The organism is Staphylococcus argensis (genome assembly GCF_002902305.1).
GTDB lineage: Bacteria > Bacillota > Bacilli > Staphylococcales > Staphylococcaceae > Staphylococcus > Staphylococcus argensis.
On the sequence record NZ_PPPX01000001.1, the window covers coordinates 1,086,937 to 1,106,922 of the forward strand.

Genomic DNA, 19,986 nt, shown 5'->3' on the forward strand with positions numbered 1-19,986 from the left:
ATAAGGACTCCTACGATTTTAATTGTTTGATTCTAAGTTTCACACCATCATATTTATCTTGATAGTTCTCTTTCTTCTGACGCTCTTCGTTAATAATCTTTTCTGGTGCTTTATTGACAAAGTTCTCGTTTGCCAACTTACCATTGACGCGATCTAATTCTTTCTGCCACTTGTCTAATTCTTTCTCTAGACGTGCGATTTCTTTATCCATATCGATTAATCCTTCAAGTGGGAGCACTACGTCACCTGCTGTAGTTACAGATGTCATTGCTTTTTCAGGAATATCGATATCTGTTTCAATCACTAATTCACTAGGGTGACAGAATCGATCGATATAGTTTGCATTCGCTTCAAGCGTAGCTTTGATATTATCATCTTTCGCTTGAATATAAATCGGAATGGCTTTAGAGATTGGCGTGTTCACTTCTTGACGTGATTGACGCACAGACTTGATGATTTCTACGAGTTGTTCCATCGTTTCCTTACTTTCGGTAAAAGTGAACGCCTCTTTTACTTCTGGCCAACTTGCAGTCACAATTGTTTCACCAGCATGTGGAAGGTTCTGCCAAATTTGTTCAGTCACAAACGGCATAAATGGATGTAGCATACGCATCGTATTATCGAGAACATACGTTAAGACTGAACGCGTCACTTGTTTCTGAGCTTCGTCATCACCGTTCATAGGGATTTTACTCATTTCGATATACCAGTCACAGAACTCATCCCAAATAAAGTTGTAAAGTGCACGACCTACTTCACCAAATTCATATTTATCACTTAAATCTGTTACAGTTTGGATCGTTTCGTTCAAGCGTGTAAGAATCCATTGATCTGCAAGAGATAAGTTGCCGGACAAGTCCACATCTTCTACTTTAAAGTCGTCACCAATATTCATAATGCTAAAGCGAGCCGCATTCCAAATCTTGTTAATAAAGTTCCACACTGATTCGACTTTATCAGTTGAATAACGTAAATCTTGACCTGGAGAAGATCCAGTAGCTAGGAAGTATCTTAAGCTATCTGCACCATACTCGTCGATAACATCCATAGGATCCACGCCGTTACCAAGAGATTTACTCATCTTACGACCATCTTCAGCACGTACAAGACCGTGAAGTAACACATCACTGAAAGGACGTTGATCTGTAAATTCAAGACCTTGGAAGATCATACGAGCAACCCAGAAGAAGATGATATCATAACCTGTAACTAAGGCATTTGTTGGATAATAGCGTTGGAAATCTTCATTGCTAACATCCGGCCAACCTAGCGTTGAGAATGGCCACAATGCACTAGAGAACCATGTGTCGAGCACATCTTCGTCTTGCGTCCAATTCTCCGCATCTTCAGGTGCTTCCATACCAACGTAAAGTTCACCCGTTTCGTTATGATACCAAGCTGGAATTTGATGACCCCACCATAGTTGTCTTGAAATCGTCCAATCACGAATTTCTTCCATCCAACGATTGAATGTTTTTTCAAAGCGAGGTGGAACAAAGTTCACGCGATTATCTGTATCTTGGTTATTGAGTGCTTGTTCAGCGAGCGGTTTAATTTTCACGAACCATTGAGTGGATAAATAAGGTTCTACGACCGCACCTGAACGTTCTGAATGACCTACAGAGTGTTCGTGGTCTTTGATATCAATAACTAAATCTTCGGCTTTAAGATCTTCAACGAGCTGTTCACGACATTCGAAACGATCTAAACCTTCGTATTTGCCTGCTTCTGCGTTCATTTTACCTGCTTCATCCATCACAACGATACGTTCAAGATCATGACGATTACCAATTTCGAAGTCATTAGGGTCATGGGCTGGCGTTACTTTCATCGCCCCACTACCAAATTCCATATCAACGTATTCGTCAGCGAGAATAGGGAGTTCACGATTGACGATAGGCAGTAATACTGTCTTGCCAATCACGTCTTGATAGCGCTCGTCATTAGGGTTAACTACTATCGCTGTATCACCGAGCATTGTTTCTGGACGTGTTGTCGCAATTTCGATATAGCCATCACCATCTGTGTAAGGATACTTGAAGTGATAGAACTTACCTTGCACATCTTCGTGAATAACTTCGATATCAGACAACGCAGTTTGCGCTACTGGGTCCCAGTTGATGATGTATTCGCCACGATAGATAATACCTTTATTGTACAAGTCAACGAAGACTTTACGCACAGCTTTACTGAGCCCTTCATCTAGCGTAAAACGTTCACGACTATAATCTAATCCTAAGCCGAGCTTCGCCCACTGTTTGCGGATAAACGTTGCATATTCTTCTTTCCAGTCCCATGCTTTTTCTAAAAATTTCTCACGACCTAAATCATGACGAGAAATCCCTTCTTCACGTAACTTCGCTTCAACTTTAGACTGTGTCGCGATACCTGCATGGTCCATACCAGGTAAATATAATGTGTCATAACCTTGCATACGTTTCATACGCGTAATGATATCTTGTAATGTTGTATCCCAAGCGTGCCCTAAATGCAATTTACCTGTGACATTTGGGGGTGGAATAACAATCGTATACGTTTCTTTTTTGTCATCTTCAGCCGCTTTGAAGTAGCCTTTATCGACCCACTCTTCATAGCGCCCTTGCTCCACTTCACGTGGATTGTATTTAGGTTTCATTTCCATAGCATTTCCTCCTTAACGTAAAAAAATCCGTTCTATTAACTTAATAATAGGACGGATCTTCCGTGGTACCACCTAACTTCGTAAGCTCACGATGAAATATCGCACCGACTTACGCACTTGTTTGCTTGATTAACGCTCAATTCACGCTTTAGTCTAATGGCAATACTCGCTTTCAACTAAAGTTCAATCGGGCTACCTTCACTACGTTCATATGTATACTTTCAGCTCATGTATACTCTCTGGAAATATGAAATCATAGTTACTCTTCCCACTTACGTTATTATATTTACTTTAATTATAGTATAATGGAACGCACAATAAGTCAATGTACTGGAGGGAAATTTATGAACGCTTGTGCTTTCAACGCGACGGATCCGTTATATATTGACTATCATGATCATTATTGGGGACAACCCCATTACGACAGTCTTGAACTCTTTAAGTTGCTTGCTTTAGAGTCGCAACATGCTGGTTTGTCTTGGTTAACTATTTTAAAAAAGAAAGAAGCCTATGAAGATGCTTTCTATGACTTTGATCCTGAGAAGATTGCGGAAATGACTGATGAAGATGTAGACGTGTTAATGGACTTCCCAAATATTGTACACAATCGCAAGAAGCTAGAGGCGATTATCGATCAAGCACGTGGATATTTACAAATAGAGCAAGATTATGGTAGCTTTAGTGATTTCTTATGGTCGTATGTAGATAATACACCTGTGAACATGAATTATCACTCAGCTTCAGAGCGCATTACTGTAGATGAACGTGCGACCCAACTTTCTAAAGATTTAAAGCGTTATGGATTTAAATTTTTAGGGCCAGTGACTGTATTTTCATTTTTAGAAGCGGCAGGATTATATAATAGTCATTTAGTAGATTGTCCGTATAATCCGATAAACCGATTTACTGAACCTGAAAGAGAACTGTAAAGTTTGAATATAGATTAAATTGATGATCAGAACACGCCACCATGATAAATGCTATCGCATTAAATTATGAAGGTGCACCCTATTGAAGTGAATGACAATTAGGGTGCACCTTCTTTATTTTGAAATTCAAATTTTGTATTTTATCTAACGATACATGTCAATTTCTAGTGTCACAAAATCCTTTTATCTGCGTCAGCTAACGTCGCGCCCGATATTTTAAATAATAATTAATCAACGGAGCGATTAAGAATAAGATGAAGAATACCCGGAAGATGTGATAACTCGAAATCATCGCTACATCTGCCCCAGTTTCCATCGCCACTAAAATAATTTGACTCATTCCTCCTGGAGCTGCTCCGAGGAAGAGATCGTTAATCGGATGATGCGTCGCGTAACCTATAATACAAACCATCACAAACGCTACGAGAATAAGCATAATATTTTGGAAAGCAATTGCTACAGCAATACGTCCTTTCAGTTGATCAACGAGCTTCGCAATTTGGATACCGATGCGAATCATATACATCACTTGCGCCGCCGCAATGAGATAATTATCTAAAGTAAACGTAATTCCTGTAATTAAGTTCCAAGCGATTAACACGACGATAGGCGCTAACATTTGTTTCGTCGGGAAATTGATCTTAGCCATGATGAAATATACGATAGCTATGGCTGCAACGAGTATTAAGAAATTAGGAATATTAATCGCTTGAGTAAAATCAGGTTGGACTGCACCTTGACTCGATTTCTGTCCACTAGATGTACTTGTGAAATAAGAAATAAATGGAACGAGTATAACCACGAAGATGATACGTGAAGTCTGCGTTAAACTGACTACCATAATATTGGCATTTTTATCTTCTTCAGCCATGAGCAACATTTGACTTAAGGCGCCAGGTATAACACTTAATATGGCAGTTTCTGTATTCACCTTAGCTATTTTCTTAAAGAAGATAGATACAATTAATGCGATGACTAATAATAATACCGATATTAACACAACAGTTAACCAATCGTCTTTAATATCGCCGATGACACGTTTAGTGAAACTTGAACCAATTTGAACACCGAGCAAGATTAAACCGAGCTGGCTAATCCAGAATGGCCATTTGACTTCCATCTTGAACAGCTTTACACATATGAGTGCGGCGATGATTGGGCCGAACATGAATGGAAGCAACATATGAACTGCTTTGAGTAATAAACTGATTACAATAGCAAGCAGTAATACGATGAGATTATTTAACCAATTACGTTTCATACTTATCACTACTTCCCTTATTGTTGTTACCTTAAAAGTGACACAAAACGCGCCCTGTAGCAACAAAAATGCAATACCCCGTACACAATATAAATAAGTGATTCTTATCAAAATCCCATCATCGCACTAAGTATAAGTTATGATTTCGATTGTTAATAAATAAAAATAAGGAAACCGAATAACGATAAATCAAAGTGATAAGTAAATTTAATCTTTCTACTTTGAAACAATCGTCATCCGATTTCCTCAACATGAACATAATCTATTGAATTACTTTGTAATACGACCTAATGCCGTATCAAATGCTTGTATTGTTTGCTTAATATCTTCTTCAGTATGCGCCATTGATAAGAATGTACCTTCGAATTGAGATGGCGGTAAGAAGACGCCTTCTTTCGCCATTTCGCGATACATTTGACCAAAGAGCTCTAAATCACTGTTATTGGCTTGATCGAAATTAGTCACCGGGCCTTCGTTTAAGAAGTAACCGATCATAGAGCCTGCACGGTTAACAGTAATTGGCACATTGTGTTTAGCGAACACTTCTTTAAGGCCTTCTTCGAGTAAATCACCTAAATGATTGAAGTGATCATATGACTCTGGAGTTAATTGACTTAACGTTTCGTAACCGCTTGTCATAGCAAGTGGGTTACCAGAAAGTGTACCTGCTTGGTAGATGTCTCCTACTGGTGCGATGTGATCCATGATTTCTTTTTTACCACCAAAGGCACCGACTGGAAGTCCACCACCGATTACTTTACCTAAACAAGTTAAGTCTGGAGTGACATTAAAGTAGCCTTGAGCACAGTTGTAACCTACACGGAAACCTGTCATAACCTCGTCAAAGATCAAGAGTGAACCGTACTCTTTAGTAATATCACGTAAGCCTTGTAAGAAACCTTCTTGAGGAGGCACAACACCCATATTACCTGCGACAGGTTCAACAATCACACCGGCAATGTCGTCACCAAAGTTCTCAAATGCCGTTTGAATGGCATCTAAGTCATTGTAAGGTACCGTAATCGTATTCTTGGCAATACCTTCTGGAACACCCGGAGAGTCAGGTAGACCTAATGTTGCTACGCCTGATCCTGCTTTGATTAAAAGTGAATCACTGTGACCGTGGTAACAGCCTTCAAATTTGATAATTTTGTTACGTCCTGTATAACCTCTAGCCAAACGTAGCGTATCTAATGTCGCCTCTGTACCAGAAGATACCATACGTACTTTCTCGATAGACGGTACACGGTCGATCACGAGTTGAGCGAGTTTATTCTCTTGTAAAGTTGAAGAACCGAAGCTTGTACCTTTATCAACGGCTTCGTGTAACTTCTCAATCACACGTGGATTTTTATGACCTAGAATGAGTGGTCCCCAACTTAGCACATAATCAATATATTCATTTCCATCAATATCATAGATATGAGAACCTTCACCATGATCCATGAAGATCGCTGGTGTATCTACAGAGTTGAATGCACGCACCGGGCTGTTAACGCCTCCTGGCATAAGCGGTAGAGCTTCTTCCGTTGCGCGCTCTGATTTAGCGTAACGAGACATAGTAATCCTCCTTTATTGTTGATCTAAATATTTACAAATATCTTTGGCAAAGTAAGTGACAATTAAGTCCGCACCTGCACGTTTCATAGAAATCATTTGTTCCATAACTACAGCTTCTTCATCAATCCAACCTTGAAGTGCAGCTGCTTTCGTCATGCTATATTCACCACTTACATTGTAAGCGACAACTGGAACGTTAGTATTATTACGAACATCACGAATAATATCTAAGAAACTCAATGCAGGCTTAACAATCATCATGTCAGCACCTTCACGTAAGTCACTTTCGAGTTCACGCATAGCTTCGCGACGGTTCGCTGGATCCATTTGGTAAGTCTTACGATCACCGAATTGTGGTGTAGATTCTGCTGCATCACGGAATGGACCGAAGAAACTAGATGCGTATTTAATACCGTAGCTCATAATCGGTACATTTTCATAACCTGCGTCGTCAAGACCTTGACGGATTTCAGTAACGAAACCATCCATCATGTTACTTGGCGCGATAATATCTGCACCAGCTTCAACTTGTGATATCGCTGTCTTAACCAAGTATGTTAATGATTGATCGTTATCCACATCTTTCGTCTCATGGTTGATGACACCACAGTGACCATGATCTGTATATTCACAGAGGCACGTATCGGCAACGATGAGTAAATCATCATACATCGCTTTCGCCTTACGCGTCGCTTCTTGAATAATACCGTTGTGATCGTACGCACCTGAGCCAGTCGCATCTTTCTCGTTAGGCACGCCGAAGAACATAATTGCTCTGATACCTAAATCATATGCTTCTTTCAATTCTTCTTCCAAGATATTTAAGCTTAATTGGTAAATTCCTGGCATAGAAGGAATTTCTTCTTTGACGTTATCACGTTCAACAACGAAGATTGGATAGATTAAATCTTCTTTATTGATACGTGTTTCAGTCACCATATTTCGCATCGTTTTAGAACTACGTAAACGTCTGTGTCTATCGAATTTCATACTTTACATCCAACTTTCTTTAACTTTTTCAATTAATCCATCTAAAGTTTGTTCATCTGCTACTTTAGCCTCTACCCCGTATTGCTGGATTGTAGACAAAGTCTGTTGCCCTATCGCATATATATTTGAAAATGCCTTCGTGGTCTCTGGAAGCGAGCGATTAAAGAAGGCATTTACTGCTGAAGAACTAGCAAAAGTGATGGCACCCACTTTGTGTTGTGCCAACAATTGATCAATGTCTGTAACATGCGACGACCACGCACTCGGTTTGTAGAGATCAATCTTAGTTACATTCAAACCTCTGTCTCGCAAAGTATCAACGAGTAACGGTTGAGCAGCTTGACTCGATGGCACGAGGATTTTGGCGTGTGCTGATGCTTGAAAGTCAGCTAGAAAGCCTTCTTGTGAATAATCATTTGGGCAGAAATCAACCGCTATACCTTGGTCTTCACAATACGCTTTCGTCTTCTTACCGATTACAGCTATATAACGATATGAGGTTTGTTGTAGATAGGGATAAAAGTATTTCACAGCATTTTTAGATGAAAAAAGAATCCAGTCATAGTTTAACTTTAACAAGTCTAAATTAAAAGAAAGTGGCTCAATCTTAATCAGTGGTTTATGAACTATAGATAAGCCGTCCTGACTATAATTACTTGTCTGTGTCATTACTATAACTGAATTCATATTCGTCATCCTCTTATAATTCTTCGTTGAGCTTGCGAATAATTTCGTAAGCCCCTTGATCTTTCAATACTTGACTTACTTCTTGACCTAATTGAACGGGATCTTTACCGCGTGCTGTATGTTGATAGCGTTCTTGACCATCTGTAGACATGATGAGGCCGGTAAACTCAATTGTACCATCTTCATCTTTCGTCGCATAACCACCGATAGGCACTTGGCAACTACCATCCATTTGCTTTAAGAAAGTGCGTTCTGCTGTGACACAATCGGCTACATTCTGATTATGAACTTGATTTAGTAAATCGAGTAATTCTTGGTCATCTGAACGACATTCGATACCTAATGCGCCTTGGCCTATGGCAGGGACGAGCGTTTCTTTATCTAGATAACTTGTGACAATATTATCTGACCAACCCATACGTTTTAAACCAGCGGCTGCAAGAATAATCGCATCATAATCTTCATCTTGCAATTTCTGTAATCGCGTATCGATATTACCACGAATCCATTTAATCTCAACATGGGGATATTTCGCTTTTATCTGCGCCCCACGTCTTAAAGAACTTGTACCCACGATACTTCCTTCAGGTAAGTCTTCAAGCGCGACATGGTCGTTTGCTACATATGCATCAAATGGATTCTCGCGATCAGGTATACAGCCTAAAGTTAAGCCATATGAAATTACACTTGGCACATCTTTCAATGAATGAATCGCCATATCGATATCGTGGTTGTACAATTCGTTCTCTATTTCTTTAACGAATAAGCCCTTTCCACCTACTTTGGATAATTGCTTATCGACGATTTGATCTCCTTTAGTTACGATCTCTTTAATTTCAATATCTAAAGAAGGATCTACCTTTTTAAGCGTATCAATAAATTGTCGGCTCTGAGTCATAGCTAATTTGCTACGTCGTGAACCTACGACTAGTTTACGCATCTCGCGCAACCTCCTATATAAATATTATTAATTACAATGACGTCCATTGATGGAAATTCGGTATATGGGATGCGAAAAGCAAATTCACCATACATAATCCAAATAGAACGATGTTGAAATAGATAAGCAGTTGTTTATTCAATAATTGCTTTACCCTACATAGAAGATATAAACCGTACAAGACGATAATAACGATAGAGAGAATCATCTTCGAGTCAATGACGAACTGATGATCTAAAGAGTTCACACCCCATTGTGCACCTAGAATGGTGCTGACGATGAGTAATATAAAACCAATGAGTGAACTGTAGAATACTGTCTTCTCTAACGTCGCTACACTTCCTATACGGAAATACTTCTGTGTAAATCGTTTCTCCTTTAGATTACGATATTGAATCAAATACAACAAGCAATTCACGAATGCGAAAGCGAACACGGCATAACTCAACGTCGCAAAGCATACGTGTACAATAAGTAACTCGTTGATAAGCGTTAATTTCTGACCTTCAGTTTGATTATAGGTCGGTTGAAATGTATTGAGCGCAAGCAAAGTAAACCCGATAATATTGAATAAAAATATCGAGAAATTAAGTTGCTTGATTACGCTTATGACTATAGAAATCGAAATGATGAGCCAAGTCAATGCGAAGAACACGTCAAAAATATTATTTAAAGGCACGTGTCGCGTCATATTGATATAGATAGACAAAGAGATTGTCTGTAATACCCAAACAATACCTAAAGTGATGAACCCAAAATTTCTTATTCTATAATTTTTATTCAGAAAATCATAAAAATAACAAGCAATACTGATTAAATAAACGAGTAATATGAGTTCATGAAAACGAATGAACAACGTATCTTGCATATCATCACCATATTAGCTTGAGCTTATTCAAAACTTAGAATTTGAGTGCGAAGATCTTGTTTAGAACTTTGGCGTCTTTCCTTTTTCTTAGGAAGCGCATCTTCTGCTTCGATGTCGAAAATATTTTGGAATAGCTCTAGTTTTTCATTACTTTTCTTCTCATTACCTAGCTCTTTCGCTTGTTTAATTGGATCTTTCAACATTTGATTGATGATACTTTTCGTATGCTTAGAAATAACCTTTCTTTCTCGTTCAGAAAGATGTGGTAGCTTTCTGTCGATGCTATCCATTGTTTCAGATTGGATATTCATGGCTTTTTCACGTAGAGCACGAATGACAGGTACAACACCTAGCATGTTCACCCACTCGTTATGTGCATCTATTTCTTGAGGAATTTGCGCGGCGATTGCATCCGCTGCAAGTTGACGTTCTCTCAAGTTAGCATCCACTAATCCTTTAAGATCATCTACATCATAATTAAAGACATCCGTGATTGCGTTAATATTCGGTTCCACATCACGTGGTAACGCAATATCGATGAGTACAAGTGAGTCATTCTTACGTTGAGGTGCAATACTTTGCATCATCTCATTAGTAATAATGTAGTCACTTGAACTTGTTGAGCTGATAACCATATCAGCATCTGTTAATAAAGCTGGTAATGAATCAATTGAAGCATAAGAAACACCATGATTATTTGCAAGTGTTTCTGCTTTTGAAACAGTGCGGTTAACGATTGTAATATCATTAACACCTGATCCTTTAAGATTTAAGAGTGAGAGTTCACTCATTTCCCCTGCACCGATGATGATTGCCTTTTTATTATCGATCTTACCGAAGATCTTCTTACCGAGTTCAACAGCTGCATAAGATACACTTACGGCATTGTCCGCAATGTCAGTCTCATTATGCGCTTTCTTCGCAAAAGTAATTGCTTGTTTAAATAAGTGGTTGAAGATAGTTCCAGTCGTATCTTCTTCTTGCGCGATGAAGAACGCGTTTCTCATTTGACCAAGAATTTGCGTCTCGCCAAGTACGATGGAATCTAATCCAGAAGTTACACGCAATAAATGATTTACTGCTTCGTCCCCCACTTTAACTTCTGAAATTGCTTTAATATCCTCCACTTCAAGACCAGAATTACGCGCTAAAAAGCGTTGAACGTAATAGCGTCCCGTATGAATTTGGTCTGCGACAACATATACTTCTGTGCGATTACATGTTGATAAAATGACGTTCTCTAAGATCGCTTTCGTTTCAAATAAATCAACATTCGCTGAACGTATGGTATCTTCTTTGAAGGCAACTTTCTCTCTTAATGCTACATCTGCAGTGCGATGGTTAATACTTATCGCAATTAAATGCATTTATAACGCCCTCCATACATATTACAATAACTACATTATAACACAATTTATCCCGTAGTTAAGCACTCTGCTTGATTTATTTATAAATATTCTAATGTAAGAATCCGTAGGTTAACTATTTATGGTTTAAAAGTGAACGAACTGCACCGTAATTCTATACTTGAGTACTAGTCCCACTTATAGAAAGAGGTTCACTTGAGAATGAACTCAAACGTATGTCAGCTCATTCTAATCTAGCCTCGATTTCACTTTAAATTACAGTTTTTTGAACTCTCTTTTTCTTACAACCTGCTATCACATTAGAATAATTATAAATAACTTTCAATAGCGTCCCAAATTTGTTGTTGCTTGTTTCCTTTAATTGAAGAATAACTAATGATTTGGTCGCTTTCTTCAAGCTCTAATTCCCGTTTTACCATAGCGAGTTGTTTCTGTACTTGACCTCTTTTAATCTTATCCTCTTTCGTCAACACAATTAGTGTGGGTATCTCAAAGTGCTTCAGGTAGTCATACATCAACACATCGTCTTCGGTCGGTTTGTGACGAATATCTACGAGTTGCACCACGAGTTTCAGACTTTCTCTTTGTGTAAGGTAAGCTTCGATCATCTTGCCAAACTCTTCACGCTTCTTCTTACTCACTTTGGCATACCCGTATCCTGGTACATCAACGAAGATAAGCTGACTATCGATATCATAGAAGTTCAAAGTTTGCGTCTTGCCTGGTTGAGCGGATGTGCGCGCCATATTCTTTCGCCCAATCATACTATTGATAAAGGTCGATTTCCCCACATTAGAACGCCCACTCAACGCCACTTCACTTAGTCCTGTTTCAGGATATTGCTCTGGCTTTACCGCACTGATGAGTAGTTCAATTTTATTCGGATTAACTTTCATAGCTACCCTCTTTTCTCTTTTAATCTAACTGTTTCATTATATTATATTGCGTCTCGAGATGCGAGCGCTGTCACGAAAGTTTCATATTATCCATTCTAAATTATGATTTCAGTTCAGTTTAAAATGCACCGAATTCCGCACCACTTGCTTTTAACCTCTTGTTACGATTTCTTACACAAATAAAAAATCGCTCATCTGTCTTATAAAGACAAATGAGCGACACTATTATAGTACAAACTTTTAAAAATTATAGCACTTTAGCTATGCAGAAGTTTGTTCTTTGTTAACTAAATTACCTTCTTTATCATACAGTTCTGGTTCAGTTTCATCAGTAATCGTTTGTTCAGTAATGACAACTTTAACTACACCATCGCTTGAAGGCACATCGTACATAATGTCGATTAATGCTTCTTCAATGATTGAACGCAGACCACGTGCACCAGTCTTACGCTCGATGGCTTTGTTACTGATTGCTGCTAATGCTTCATCAGTAAATTCGAGTTCTACATTATCTAACTCGAGCATCTTCGTATATTGTTTAACTAACGCATTCTTAGGTTGAGTTAAAATGTTTTTCAGTGCTTCTACGTCTAATTGTTCGAGATTAGCAACAATAGGAACACGACCGATGAATTCTGGAATTAAACCATAAGATTGTAAGTCCTCTGGTCGAATTTGTTCTAATAAGGCATCTTCGTCATATTTAGATGCTTCACTACTAGCAAATCCGATAACCTTTTCACCTAGACGACGTTTAATCACGTCTTCGATGCCATCAAAGGCACCACCTAAGATGAAGAGGATATTAGTTGTATCGATTTGAATCAATTCTTGGTTCGGATGCTTACGTCCGCCTTGTGGTGGAACACTTGCGCTCGTACCTTCAAGAATCTTGAGTAAGGCTTGTTGTACACCCTCACCTGAAACGTCACGTGTGATTGACGTATTTTCTGATTTACGTGCAATTTTATCGATTTCGTCGACATAGATAATTCCTTTTTCAGCTTTATCTACATCGAAATCAGCGGCTTGGATTAAACGTAAGAGGATGTTCTCAACATCATCACCCACATAACCTGCTTCAGTTAAGCTCGTCGCATCGGCAATAGCGAAAGGCACGTTGAGTGTCTTAGCTAATGTTTGCGCGAGTAATGTCTTACCGCTACCTGTAGGTCCGATTAACGCAACGTTACTCTTTTGTAGTTCTACATCGTCGTCATCCGGCCCGAGTTGTTGAATACGTTTATAGTGGTTGTAGACTGCAACTGCTAGGGATTTCTTAGCTTTCTCTTGTCCAATAACGTAATCATTTAACTGATCCATGATTTCTTTAGGAGTAGGTAATTCAGTTAAACCTTCTGGCGCGGATTGTGAGAGCTCTTCTTCTACGATTTCAGAACATAATTCGATACACTCATTACAAATGTAAACGCCGCTACCAGCAACTAATTTTTTAACTTGATCTTGATCCTTTCCGCAGAAAGAACACTTTAAGTTTTCTTCATCTTCATTGAATTTAAACATTATATTTACACCCCTATTCCCTAAAGACTATACTAGAATGAATTTTAATATGCAACTGACGGTAACTACAAGTTAAATGCCTTATTTTTGAGAGTTCTGACTTAACTTCCCCGTTTGTTAAAAAATATAAGCCCCAGCATGCATAAAATTTAAACTTTAGTTATGCTGGGGCCTCAAATTATTTACTTCAAAACAGCAATATGTGATTGCAATTTATGAAATTAGGTTGCTTTATTAAAATTACTCTTCGTCTTTGTTGTCTTTATCGTCTTCAGATGGTTCGACTAATTTCGCTTCGTCTACGAGTAAGTCGATTACTTTTTGAATACGTACATCGTTTTTCACGATGTCAGTATTACCTAGAGTATTCTTGATATCTTCAACTGAGATGTTGAATTGCTCGCTCATTTTTTCGAGTTCTTTATCGATATCTTCTTCAGATACTTCGATGTCTTCTTTATCAGCGATTGCTGTAAGTGTTAAGTTAGTGCGTACACGAGCTTCAGCATCGTCTTTCATTTGTTCTCTAAGTTGAGATTCATCTTGACCTGAGATTTGGAAGTAAGTTTCAAGGCTAAGACCTTGTTGTTGCATACGTTGACCAAACTCTTGAAGCATGCGGTCTAACTCAGTGTTAACCATTGCTTCTGGGATATCAATCTTAGCATTGTCAGAAGCTTTTTGGATCGCTTCTTCTTTCTGAGCATTTTCAGCTTCAGTTTGCTTTTGCTCTGCTAAGCGTTTACGTAAGTTCTCTTTGTATTGATCAACAGTTTCAGCATCTGAATCAAGTTCATTAGCGATTTCGTCGTCAAGTTCAGGAACTTCTTTATATTTAATTTCATTTACTTTCGTTTTGAAAGTTGCTTCTTTACCTGATAATTCTTCAGCGTGATATTCTTCTGGGAATGTCACGTTAACATCTTTCTCTTCGCCAGCTTTCACGCCAACTAATTGTTCTTCGAATCCAGGGATAAATGAACCTGAACCGATTTCTAAGTCATAGCTGTCCGCTTGGCCACCTTCGAATTGTTCACCATCAACATAGCCGTCGAAGTCGATGTTTACTGTGTCGCCTTCTTCAACAGCGCCGTCTTCTTTAACAACCATTTCTGAAAGTTGGTTAAGTTGTTGATTGATGGCTTCGTCAACTTCTTCGTCAGTTAAGTCAGCATCTTGTTTTTCAATTTCAAGACCTTTGTAGTCACCAAGTTCTACTTCTGGTTCTACTGTTACTGTAGCATCAAATTTGAAATCTTGACCTTTTTCAATTTGTTGTACTTCGATTTCTGGTTGATCTACTGGTTTGATACCTGTTTCTTCAATTGCTTCACCGTAAGCTTCAGGTAATACGATGTCAGCTGCATCTTGATATAATGCTTCAACGCCGAAACGTTGTTCGAAGATTTGACGAGGTACTTTCCCTTTACGGAAACCTGGTACATTGATTTGTTTAACTACTTTTTTGAAAGCTTTATCTAAAGCGTTATCAAATTTTTCTGCGGGTACTGTAACAGATAGTACGCCTTGATTACCTTCCTTTTTTTCCCAAGTTGCTGTCATGTATAAAAACCTCCATGATAATCCTATTTTAATTTTTCAACTTCATCATTATAGCACAGGTCTAGAACCTACACAAATGACTAGATTTATTACCATTCGCTCTCTTGAAGCATATTACGGCTCTCGATCAATCGCTATGATTAATTGAACTAATTCGTTCTGATCGTCGAGCTCACTCATGCCGAGCATTGATCTGAAATAATTCTGATATGCCGCAATCCATGCTTCCTGTGAGCCAAGATTAAAAATATCCAATGGATAGAGCATAATGGCATGGTTCGTCAATAAACGATATGCCTCTCGAACTAGCTGTGATGCCTCTTGTTCAACAAATTCCAACACCTGAGGTATCAATTGTTGTTTCATCTCAGAATATTCAATCCCAGGTAAGTCATCAGGTATAACAGTCATCTCATGCCCGTATTTAGTCAGCGTTAAACGTTCTTCGTAATGTGCTAAACGTAAATATTCGAGCATAATACTGATGAGATTAGGTGCTAAATCAAGTGTCTCAATCAAATTAGCTACGCTCGACTTGTAATTAAATTGACTGTAGTCGATGAGTGTTAAGATCGTTTGTACCTGTTCGTGTAAAGCCAATTGGTCAAAGCTTTCGAGTTGTTGTGCTGCCTGTCTATTGTATGCTTCGAGCTGAGATTCAGCATATTCTTTCAATGGAAAGAGACGCATGCGAGACTGATGGTTACTCACTTCATCAATGACTTGATCAATGACTTTAACCACTTCGAAATACTGCCCTAGACCGTTCAATGCTTGTACATAGTAAATCATGAGCGTATCATAACTACCTAAACCTTGTTTGAGCAGGATAATCGCTTCTTCGCGTAGCTCTAAATATCGTTCAAGTTGATACAAGATATCACATTTCAATTCAGCGAGTAGATCATCAAGTTCAAAGTACCGTTCATATTCTTCAAAGAGATCTGAAGCATGTTCATACGAGCTGTCATAATAAGCCGTTTTAATCTCTTTGATTAACTTCTGCTTTGCTCGTGGAAAGGGTATAATGTCAGACATAATGAGCCACCTCTCTTATAGCGCTTCTAATATCAGGCTACTCCATGTTTCAAAGTTGCTCGTATCCTCTATCTTACCTTGCTCAACCCACTCAATCGCTAGGGTATCAGTTTCTTGAACTTCAACGTCATTTTTATCAACAGTAATCTTAAATACTACACCTAAGTGAACCTTACCTACTTCGTTCGTATCATCATTAATAAACCCTAAGTATTGAAGGTTCTGACTCTTAGCTGGTGAAAGACCGACTTCTTCTTCGAGCTCACGTTGCGCATTCGTACGTAAGACTTCGTTAATGGACTCTGCACCGGACACATCGTTCATATGTCCACCTACGCCAATAGAACCTTGACCGTGCAAACGTGACTCGCCGCCACCAGACAAGCGTTTGTACACGAGCAGCTCGCCTTGATGATTCTCGAGTAAGCAATAGGATACGAGTTGCTTGTAGTTAGGATCTTCTTCCATATCACCGCGACGTTTCACCTCATAGTGTGAAAGTGAGTTAAAGATCTCTTGCCCTTGAGCTGTTGATTTGTTTAAAAATCCATTAAATTGATTGCGTTCATTATCGAAGACTAAATCTCGTGGTACGACTGTAATCATCTCATCAAATTTAGACATAGTAATCTCCTTTATCATTTGTCATCTGGCTTTATTTTATCAAACGTTGCACACATATCAATCGTAAATATAGTGATTAGTATTCGTGCCCGTTCATTTCTCAACATTCGTACTCAACTGTTGAAACGAATTTCAACTACGTTAGACCTATAGTATGTAAAAAATTCCTTCCAAATGGAGCAAAGCCATCTTTGGAAGGAATAAAAAGTTAATTATTTTAAAGCTTCTTTCGCTTTAGATACTAATTCACCGAATGCTTTGTCGTCAGAAATTGCAATTTCAGCAAGCATTTTACGGTTAATATCGATACCAGCTTGTTTTAAACCGTTCATTAAACGTGAATAGCTAATGTCGTGTTGACGTGCAGCCGCATTGATACGTGTAATCCATAATTTACGGAAGTTACGTTTTCTTTGACGGCGGTCACGGAAAGCGTATTGACCTGATTTCATTACTTGTTGTTTAGCTGTTTTGTATAATGTGCGTTTAGCACCGAAGTAACCTTTTGCTAATTTAATCGTTTTTTTACGACGTCTTCTAGTTACTGTTCCACCTTTTACTCGTGGCATAGTAAATTCCTCCTTCTAATATCTTTAACAAATAGTTGATTTTAAATTATTTTTTGTAAGCTAATAATTGTTTTACGCGTTTCATATCTGATTTATGAACTAATTTAGCTTTACGTAATTTACGTTTTTGTTTTGTATGTTTATTGGCAAATAAGTGTGAAGTGAAAGCTCTAGAACGTTTTAATTTACCTGAACCAGTTCTTTTAACACGTTTAGCTGCTCCACGGTGTGTTTTCATTTTTGGCATGATAAATTCCTCCTAATATTATTTTTCATTGTCAGCATTAGGTGCTAACATGATAAACATTTGACGACCATCCATCTTAGGTTTTTGTTCGATCGTCGCAATATCTTTCGTTTCTTCAGCGAATTTCTCAAGAACGCGTTGACCAATCTCTTTATGAGTGATTGCACGTCCTCTGAAACGAATAGAAACTTTACATTTATCGCCTTTAGATAAGAATTTACGTCCATTCTTCAACTTAGTTTGGAAGTCATGTTCTTCAATTGTTGGACTTAAACGTAATTCTTTAACGTTAATTGTTTTTTGTTTCTTCTTCATTTCTTTTTCTTTTTTCTGTTGTTCGAATTTGTACTTACCGTAGTCCATAATTCTTGCAACAGGTGGCTTAGCATTCGGAGCCACTACTACAACATCTAATCCTACTCGGTCTGCCATATCTAAAGCTTCTTTTTTAGATTTGACACCGATTTGGTCACCGTTTTGACCGATTAGACGAATCTCTTTTGCACGAATACGTTCGTTAACTTGAGTTTGATTTTTTGCTATGGTTGACACCTCCATTATTTTTACGAAAGTAACACCAAGTAAAAAGAGCGGGTAGACTCTACCCGCTCTTCAATCACATGATTAGTCCATGTCTATTGACCTGCCAACTGCTTCACGCGTCGCTACAGGTGAGAAGCGGATACTTCTACTTGGTTCGTTTCGTATTCAACATGAACAATCATACCAATATTCAATTCATAAGTCAATGCTTAATTCGATTTTTAATGGTGTTTAATATCATCCATTTTAACATCTTGGCGTAAATCCACTTGATCTAAAGGAATCTTCTTCGTTCTATAACGTATCTTGTGATAAATAAAGAAGATTAAGAAGACCGGAATCCCCATGTAAGTCGTGATAAAGCGATTCAAATCAAAGTGCCCTGTCTTGATGAAATCAACGTCCTGACCAATGATAACGATCACACAAAGGACACCTGCAAATATAGGTCCGAATGGGAACAGTTTCGCATGATATTTTAATTTCGACTTATCATAATTTTGTGCGTCAAATGCCTTTCTGAAGCGATAGTGACTGATAGCGATACCGACCCATGCTATGAAACCAGTCATACCGCTGGCTGCTACGATATACTCGTAAGCATCACCATTAAGGTGTTGTAAGCCGAAGATCGCTAATACAATCACACCAGTAGCAATGAGTGAGATGTACGGTACACCGTGCTTGTTCGTTCTGCCAAAGATTGGAAAAGCGAGACGATCCTTACTCATTGAATAAAGCATACGCGTTGACGCATACATACCAGAGTTACAGGCGGATAATACTGAAGTCAAGATGACGGCGTTCATGAATGATGCCGCAAAGGCGAGACCTGCGTTTTTAAACACTAAAGTAAATGGCGAAGTCGCTACATCACTATCTCCACCCATTAACGCTGAACTATCATACGGAATCAACATACCGATGATAAAAATAGCAATAATGTAGAAGAGAAGAATACGCCAAAAGACTTGTTTAATCGCTTTCGGTACGGCACGTTCTGGATTTTCAGATTCCCCTGCAGTGATACCGATGAGCTCAGTACCTTGGAAGGAGAAACCAGCGACTAAGAATACGCCGAGAATGGACAGTAAACTGCCACCGACACCATTACCGAGGATAGGTCCGTCACCTTTCGTAAATGTATCGAAACCAACGTAACTACCACCCATAATACCCACGATAGTGAGTAAACCAATAATAATAAAGATAATGACAGTGACTACTTTAATCAAAGCAAACCAGTATTCACTTTCACCGTAGACACGTACAGACAATGCGTTGAGCGCAAAAATAATCACGATAAAGATTAAACTCCAGCCCCACGCTGCTAATCCTTTCATCGGCGCCCAATACTGAATTACTTGAGCTGCAATCGTCACATCTGCTGCAACAGTGATCACCCAGTTAAACCAATAGTTCCAACCCAAGGCAAAGCCAAGTGATGGGTCGACGAAACGTGTGGCATATGTACTGAATGATCCGGAAACAGGCAAGTAAGTTGCCATTTCACCAAGTGAGGTCATTAGGAAGAAGACCATAGCACCAATGATGGCGTATGCTAATAATGCACCGAGTGCACCTGCATCATGAATCGCACCACCTGAGGTCATAAATAACCCTGTACCGATACAGCCTCCAATCGCAATCATCGAAATATGGCGATCTTTCAGACCTCTTTGAATCCCTTCGTTCTGATTTGAATGTTTATCCATAGAAGCTCCCTTTCTAGTCTTTAG

General features: G+C 38.7%; 18 protein-coding genes and 2 other annotated features. Of the genes, 1 reads left to right on the top strand and 17 read right to left on the bottom strand.

Annotation, left to right across the window (positions count from 1 at the left end):
- Window positions 1-10: 10 nt before the first annotated feature.
- Window positions 11-2,641 carry a valine--tRNA ligase gene (locus CD039_RS05305; protein WP_103371427.1) on the bottom strand — a complete coding sequence of 877 codons (2,631 nt, stop codon included), beginning with the start codon at window positions 2,639-2,641 and terminating at the stop codon, window positions 11-13.
- A 44-nt stretch (window positions 2,642-2,685) separates the two neighbouring features.
- Window positions 2,686-2,925 (bottom strand) — a binding site (T-box leader).
- 60 nt (window positions 2,926-2,985) lie between these two features.
- Between CD039_RS05305 and CD039_RS05310 the strand changes: the two genes are divergently transcribed.
- Entirely contained in the window at window positions 2,986-3,570 is a 585-nt protein-coding gene (locus CD039_RS05310; protein ID WP_103371428.1) for a DNA-3-methyladenine glycosylase I, read from the top strand.
- Between the two features lie 196 nt (window positions 3,571-3,766).
- Here the strand turns inward: CD039_RS05310 and CD039_RS05315 are convergent, their stop codons facing one another.
- The 16 genes from CD039_RS05315 to CD039_RS05390 all read right to left on the bottom strand — a co-directional run bounded on the left by CD039_RS05315 (window position 3,767) and on the right by CD039_RS05390 (window position 19,962).
- Window positions 3,767-4,831, bottom strand: a complete 1,065-nt coding sequence (locus tag CD039_RS05315; protein ID WP_103371429.1) for an AbrB family transcriptional regulator — start codon at window positions 4,829-4,831, stop codon at window positions 3,767-3,769.
- A 270-nt stretch (window positions 4,832-5,101) separates the two neighbouring features.
- Window positions 5,102-6,391: a glutamate-1-semialdehyde 2,1-aminomutase gene (gene hemL, locus CD039_RS05320; protein ID WP_103371430.1), complete on the bottom strand. Its 1,290-nt coding sequence runs from the start codon at window positions 6,389-6,391 to the stop codon at window positions 5,102-5,104.
- A gap of 12 nt (window positions 6,392-6,403) precedes the next feature.
- Complete coding sequence (gene hemB, locus CD039_RS05325) at window positions 6,404-7,381, bottom strand: porphobilinogen synthase (protein ID WP_103371431.1); 978 nt, start codon at window positions 7,379-7,381, stop codon at window positions 6,404-6,406.
- A gap of 3 nt (window positions 7,382-7,384) precedes the next feature.
- Window positions 7,385-8,068, bottom strand: a complete 684-nt coding sequence (locus CD039_RS05330) for a uroporphyrinogen-III synthase (RefSeq protein ID WP_103371432.1) — start codon at window positions 8,066-8,068, stop codon at window positions 7,385-7,387.
- A gap of 13 nt (window positions 8,069-8,081) precedes the next feature.
- Window positions 8,082-9,008 carry a hydroxymethylbilane synthase gene (gene hemC / locus CD039_RS05335; RefSeq protein WP_103371433.1) on the bottom strand — a complete coding sequence of 309 codons (927 nt, stop codon included), beginning with the start codon at window positions 9,006-9,008 and terminating at the stop codon, window positions 8,082-8,084.
- 31 nt (window positions 9,009-9,039) lie between these two features.
- Window positions 9,040-9,876: a cytochrome c biogenesis protein gene (ccsA, locus tag CD039_RS05340; protein WP_103371434.1), complete on the bottom strand. Its 837-nt coding sequence runs from the start codon at window positions 9,874-9,876 to the stop codon at window positions 9,040-9,042.
- A gap of 23 nt (window positions 9,877-9,899) precedes the next feature.
- Window positions 9,900-11,243, bottom strand: a complete 1,344-nt coding sequence (gene hemA / locus CD039_RS05345; RefSeq protein WP_103371435.1) for a glutamyl-tRNA reductase — start codon at window positions 11,241-11,243, stop codon at window positions 9,900-9,902.
- 308 nt (window positions 11,244-11,551) lie between these two features.
- Window positions 11,552-12,139, bottom strand: a complete 588-nt coding sequence (gene yihA, locus CD039_RS05350; protein WP_103371436.1) for a ribosome biogenesis GTP-binding protein YihA/YsxC — start codon at window positions 12,137-12,139, stop codon at window positions 11,552-11,554.
- 261 nt (window positions 12,140-12,400) lie between these two features.
- Complete coding sequence (clpX, locus tag CD039_RS05355) at window positions 12,401-13,663, bottom strand: ATP-dependent Clp protease ATP-binding subunit ClpX (protein WP_002471524.1); 1,263 nt, start codon at window positions 13,661-13,663, stop codon at window positions 12,401-12,403.
- A 240-nt stretch (window positions 13,664-13,903) separates the two neighbouring features.
- Entirely contained in the window at window positions 13,904-15,226 is a 1,323-nt protein-coding gene (tig, locus tag CD039_RS05360; RefSeq protein WP_103371437.1) for a trigger factor, read from the bottom strand.
- Window positions 15,227-15,340: 114 nt separating this feature from the next.
- Window positions 15,341-16,264: a hypothetical protein gene (locus tag CD039_RS05365; protein WP_103371438.1), complete on the bottom strand. Its 924-nt coding sequence runs from the start codon at window positions 16,262-16,264 to the stop codon at window positions 15,341-15,343.
- Window positions 16,265-16,279: 15 nt separating this feature from the next.
- The gene (locus tag CD039_RS05370) at window positions 16,280-16,888 is read right to left on the bottom strand and encodes an NUDIX domain-containing protein (protein ID WP_103371439.1); all 609 of its coding nucleotides are present in this window, start codon (window positions 16,886-16,888) and stop codon (window positions 16,280-16,282) included.
- Window positions 16,889-17,100: 212 nt separating this feature from the next.
- Window positions 17,101-17,457: a 50S ribosomal protein L20 gene (gene rplT, locus CD039_RS05375; RefSeq protein ID WP_002470931.1), complete on the bottom strand. Its 357-nt coding sequence runs from the start codon at window positions 17,455-17,457 to the stop codon at window positions 17,101-17,103.
- Window positions 17,458-17,503: 46 nt separating this feature from the next.
- Complete coding sequence (gene rpmI, locus CD039_RS05380) at window positions 17,504-17,704, bottom strand: 50S ribosomal protein L35 (protein WP_049407353.1); 201 nt, start codon at window positions 17,702-17,704, stop codon at window positions 17,504-17,506.
- Between the two features lie 18 nt (window positions 17,705-17,722).
- A complete protein-coding gene (gene infC, locus CD039_RS05385) occupies window positions 17,723-18,256 on the bottom strand; it encodes a translation initiation factor IF-3 (protein WP_040805965.1) in 534 nt (177 codons plus the stop codon).
- 24 nt (window positions 18,257-18,280) lie between these two features.
- Window positions 18,281-18,404: a sequence feature (ribosomal protein L20 leader region), on the bottom strand.
- A gap of 64 nt (window positions 18,405-18,468) precedes the next feature.
- Window positions 18,469-19,962 (bottom strand): amino acid permease, encoded by a 1,494-nt coding sequence (locus tag CD039_RS05390; RefSeq protein ID WP_103371440.1) that lies wholly within the window; start codon window positions 19,960-19,962, stop codon window positions 18,469-18,471.
- Window positions 19,963-19,986 lie beyond the last annotated feature (24 nt).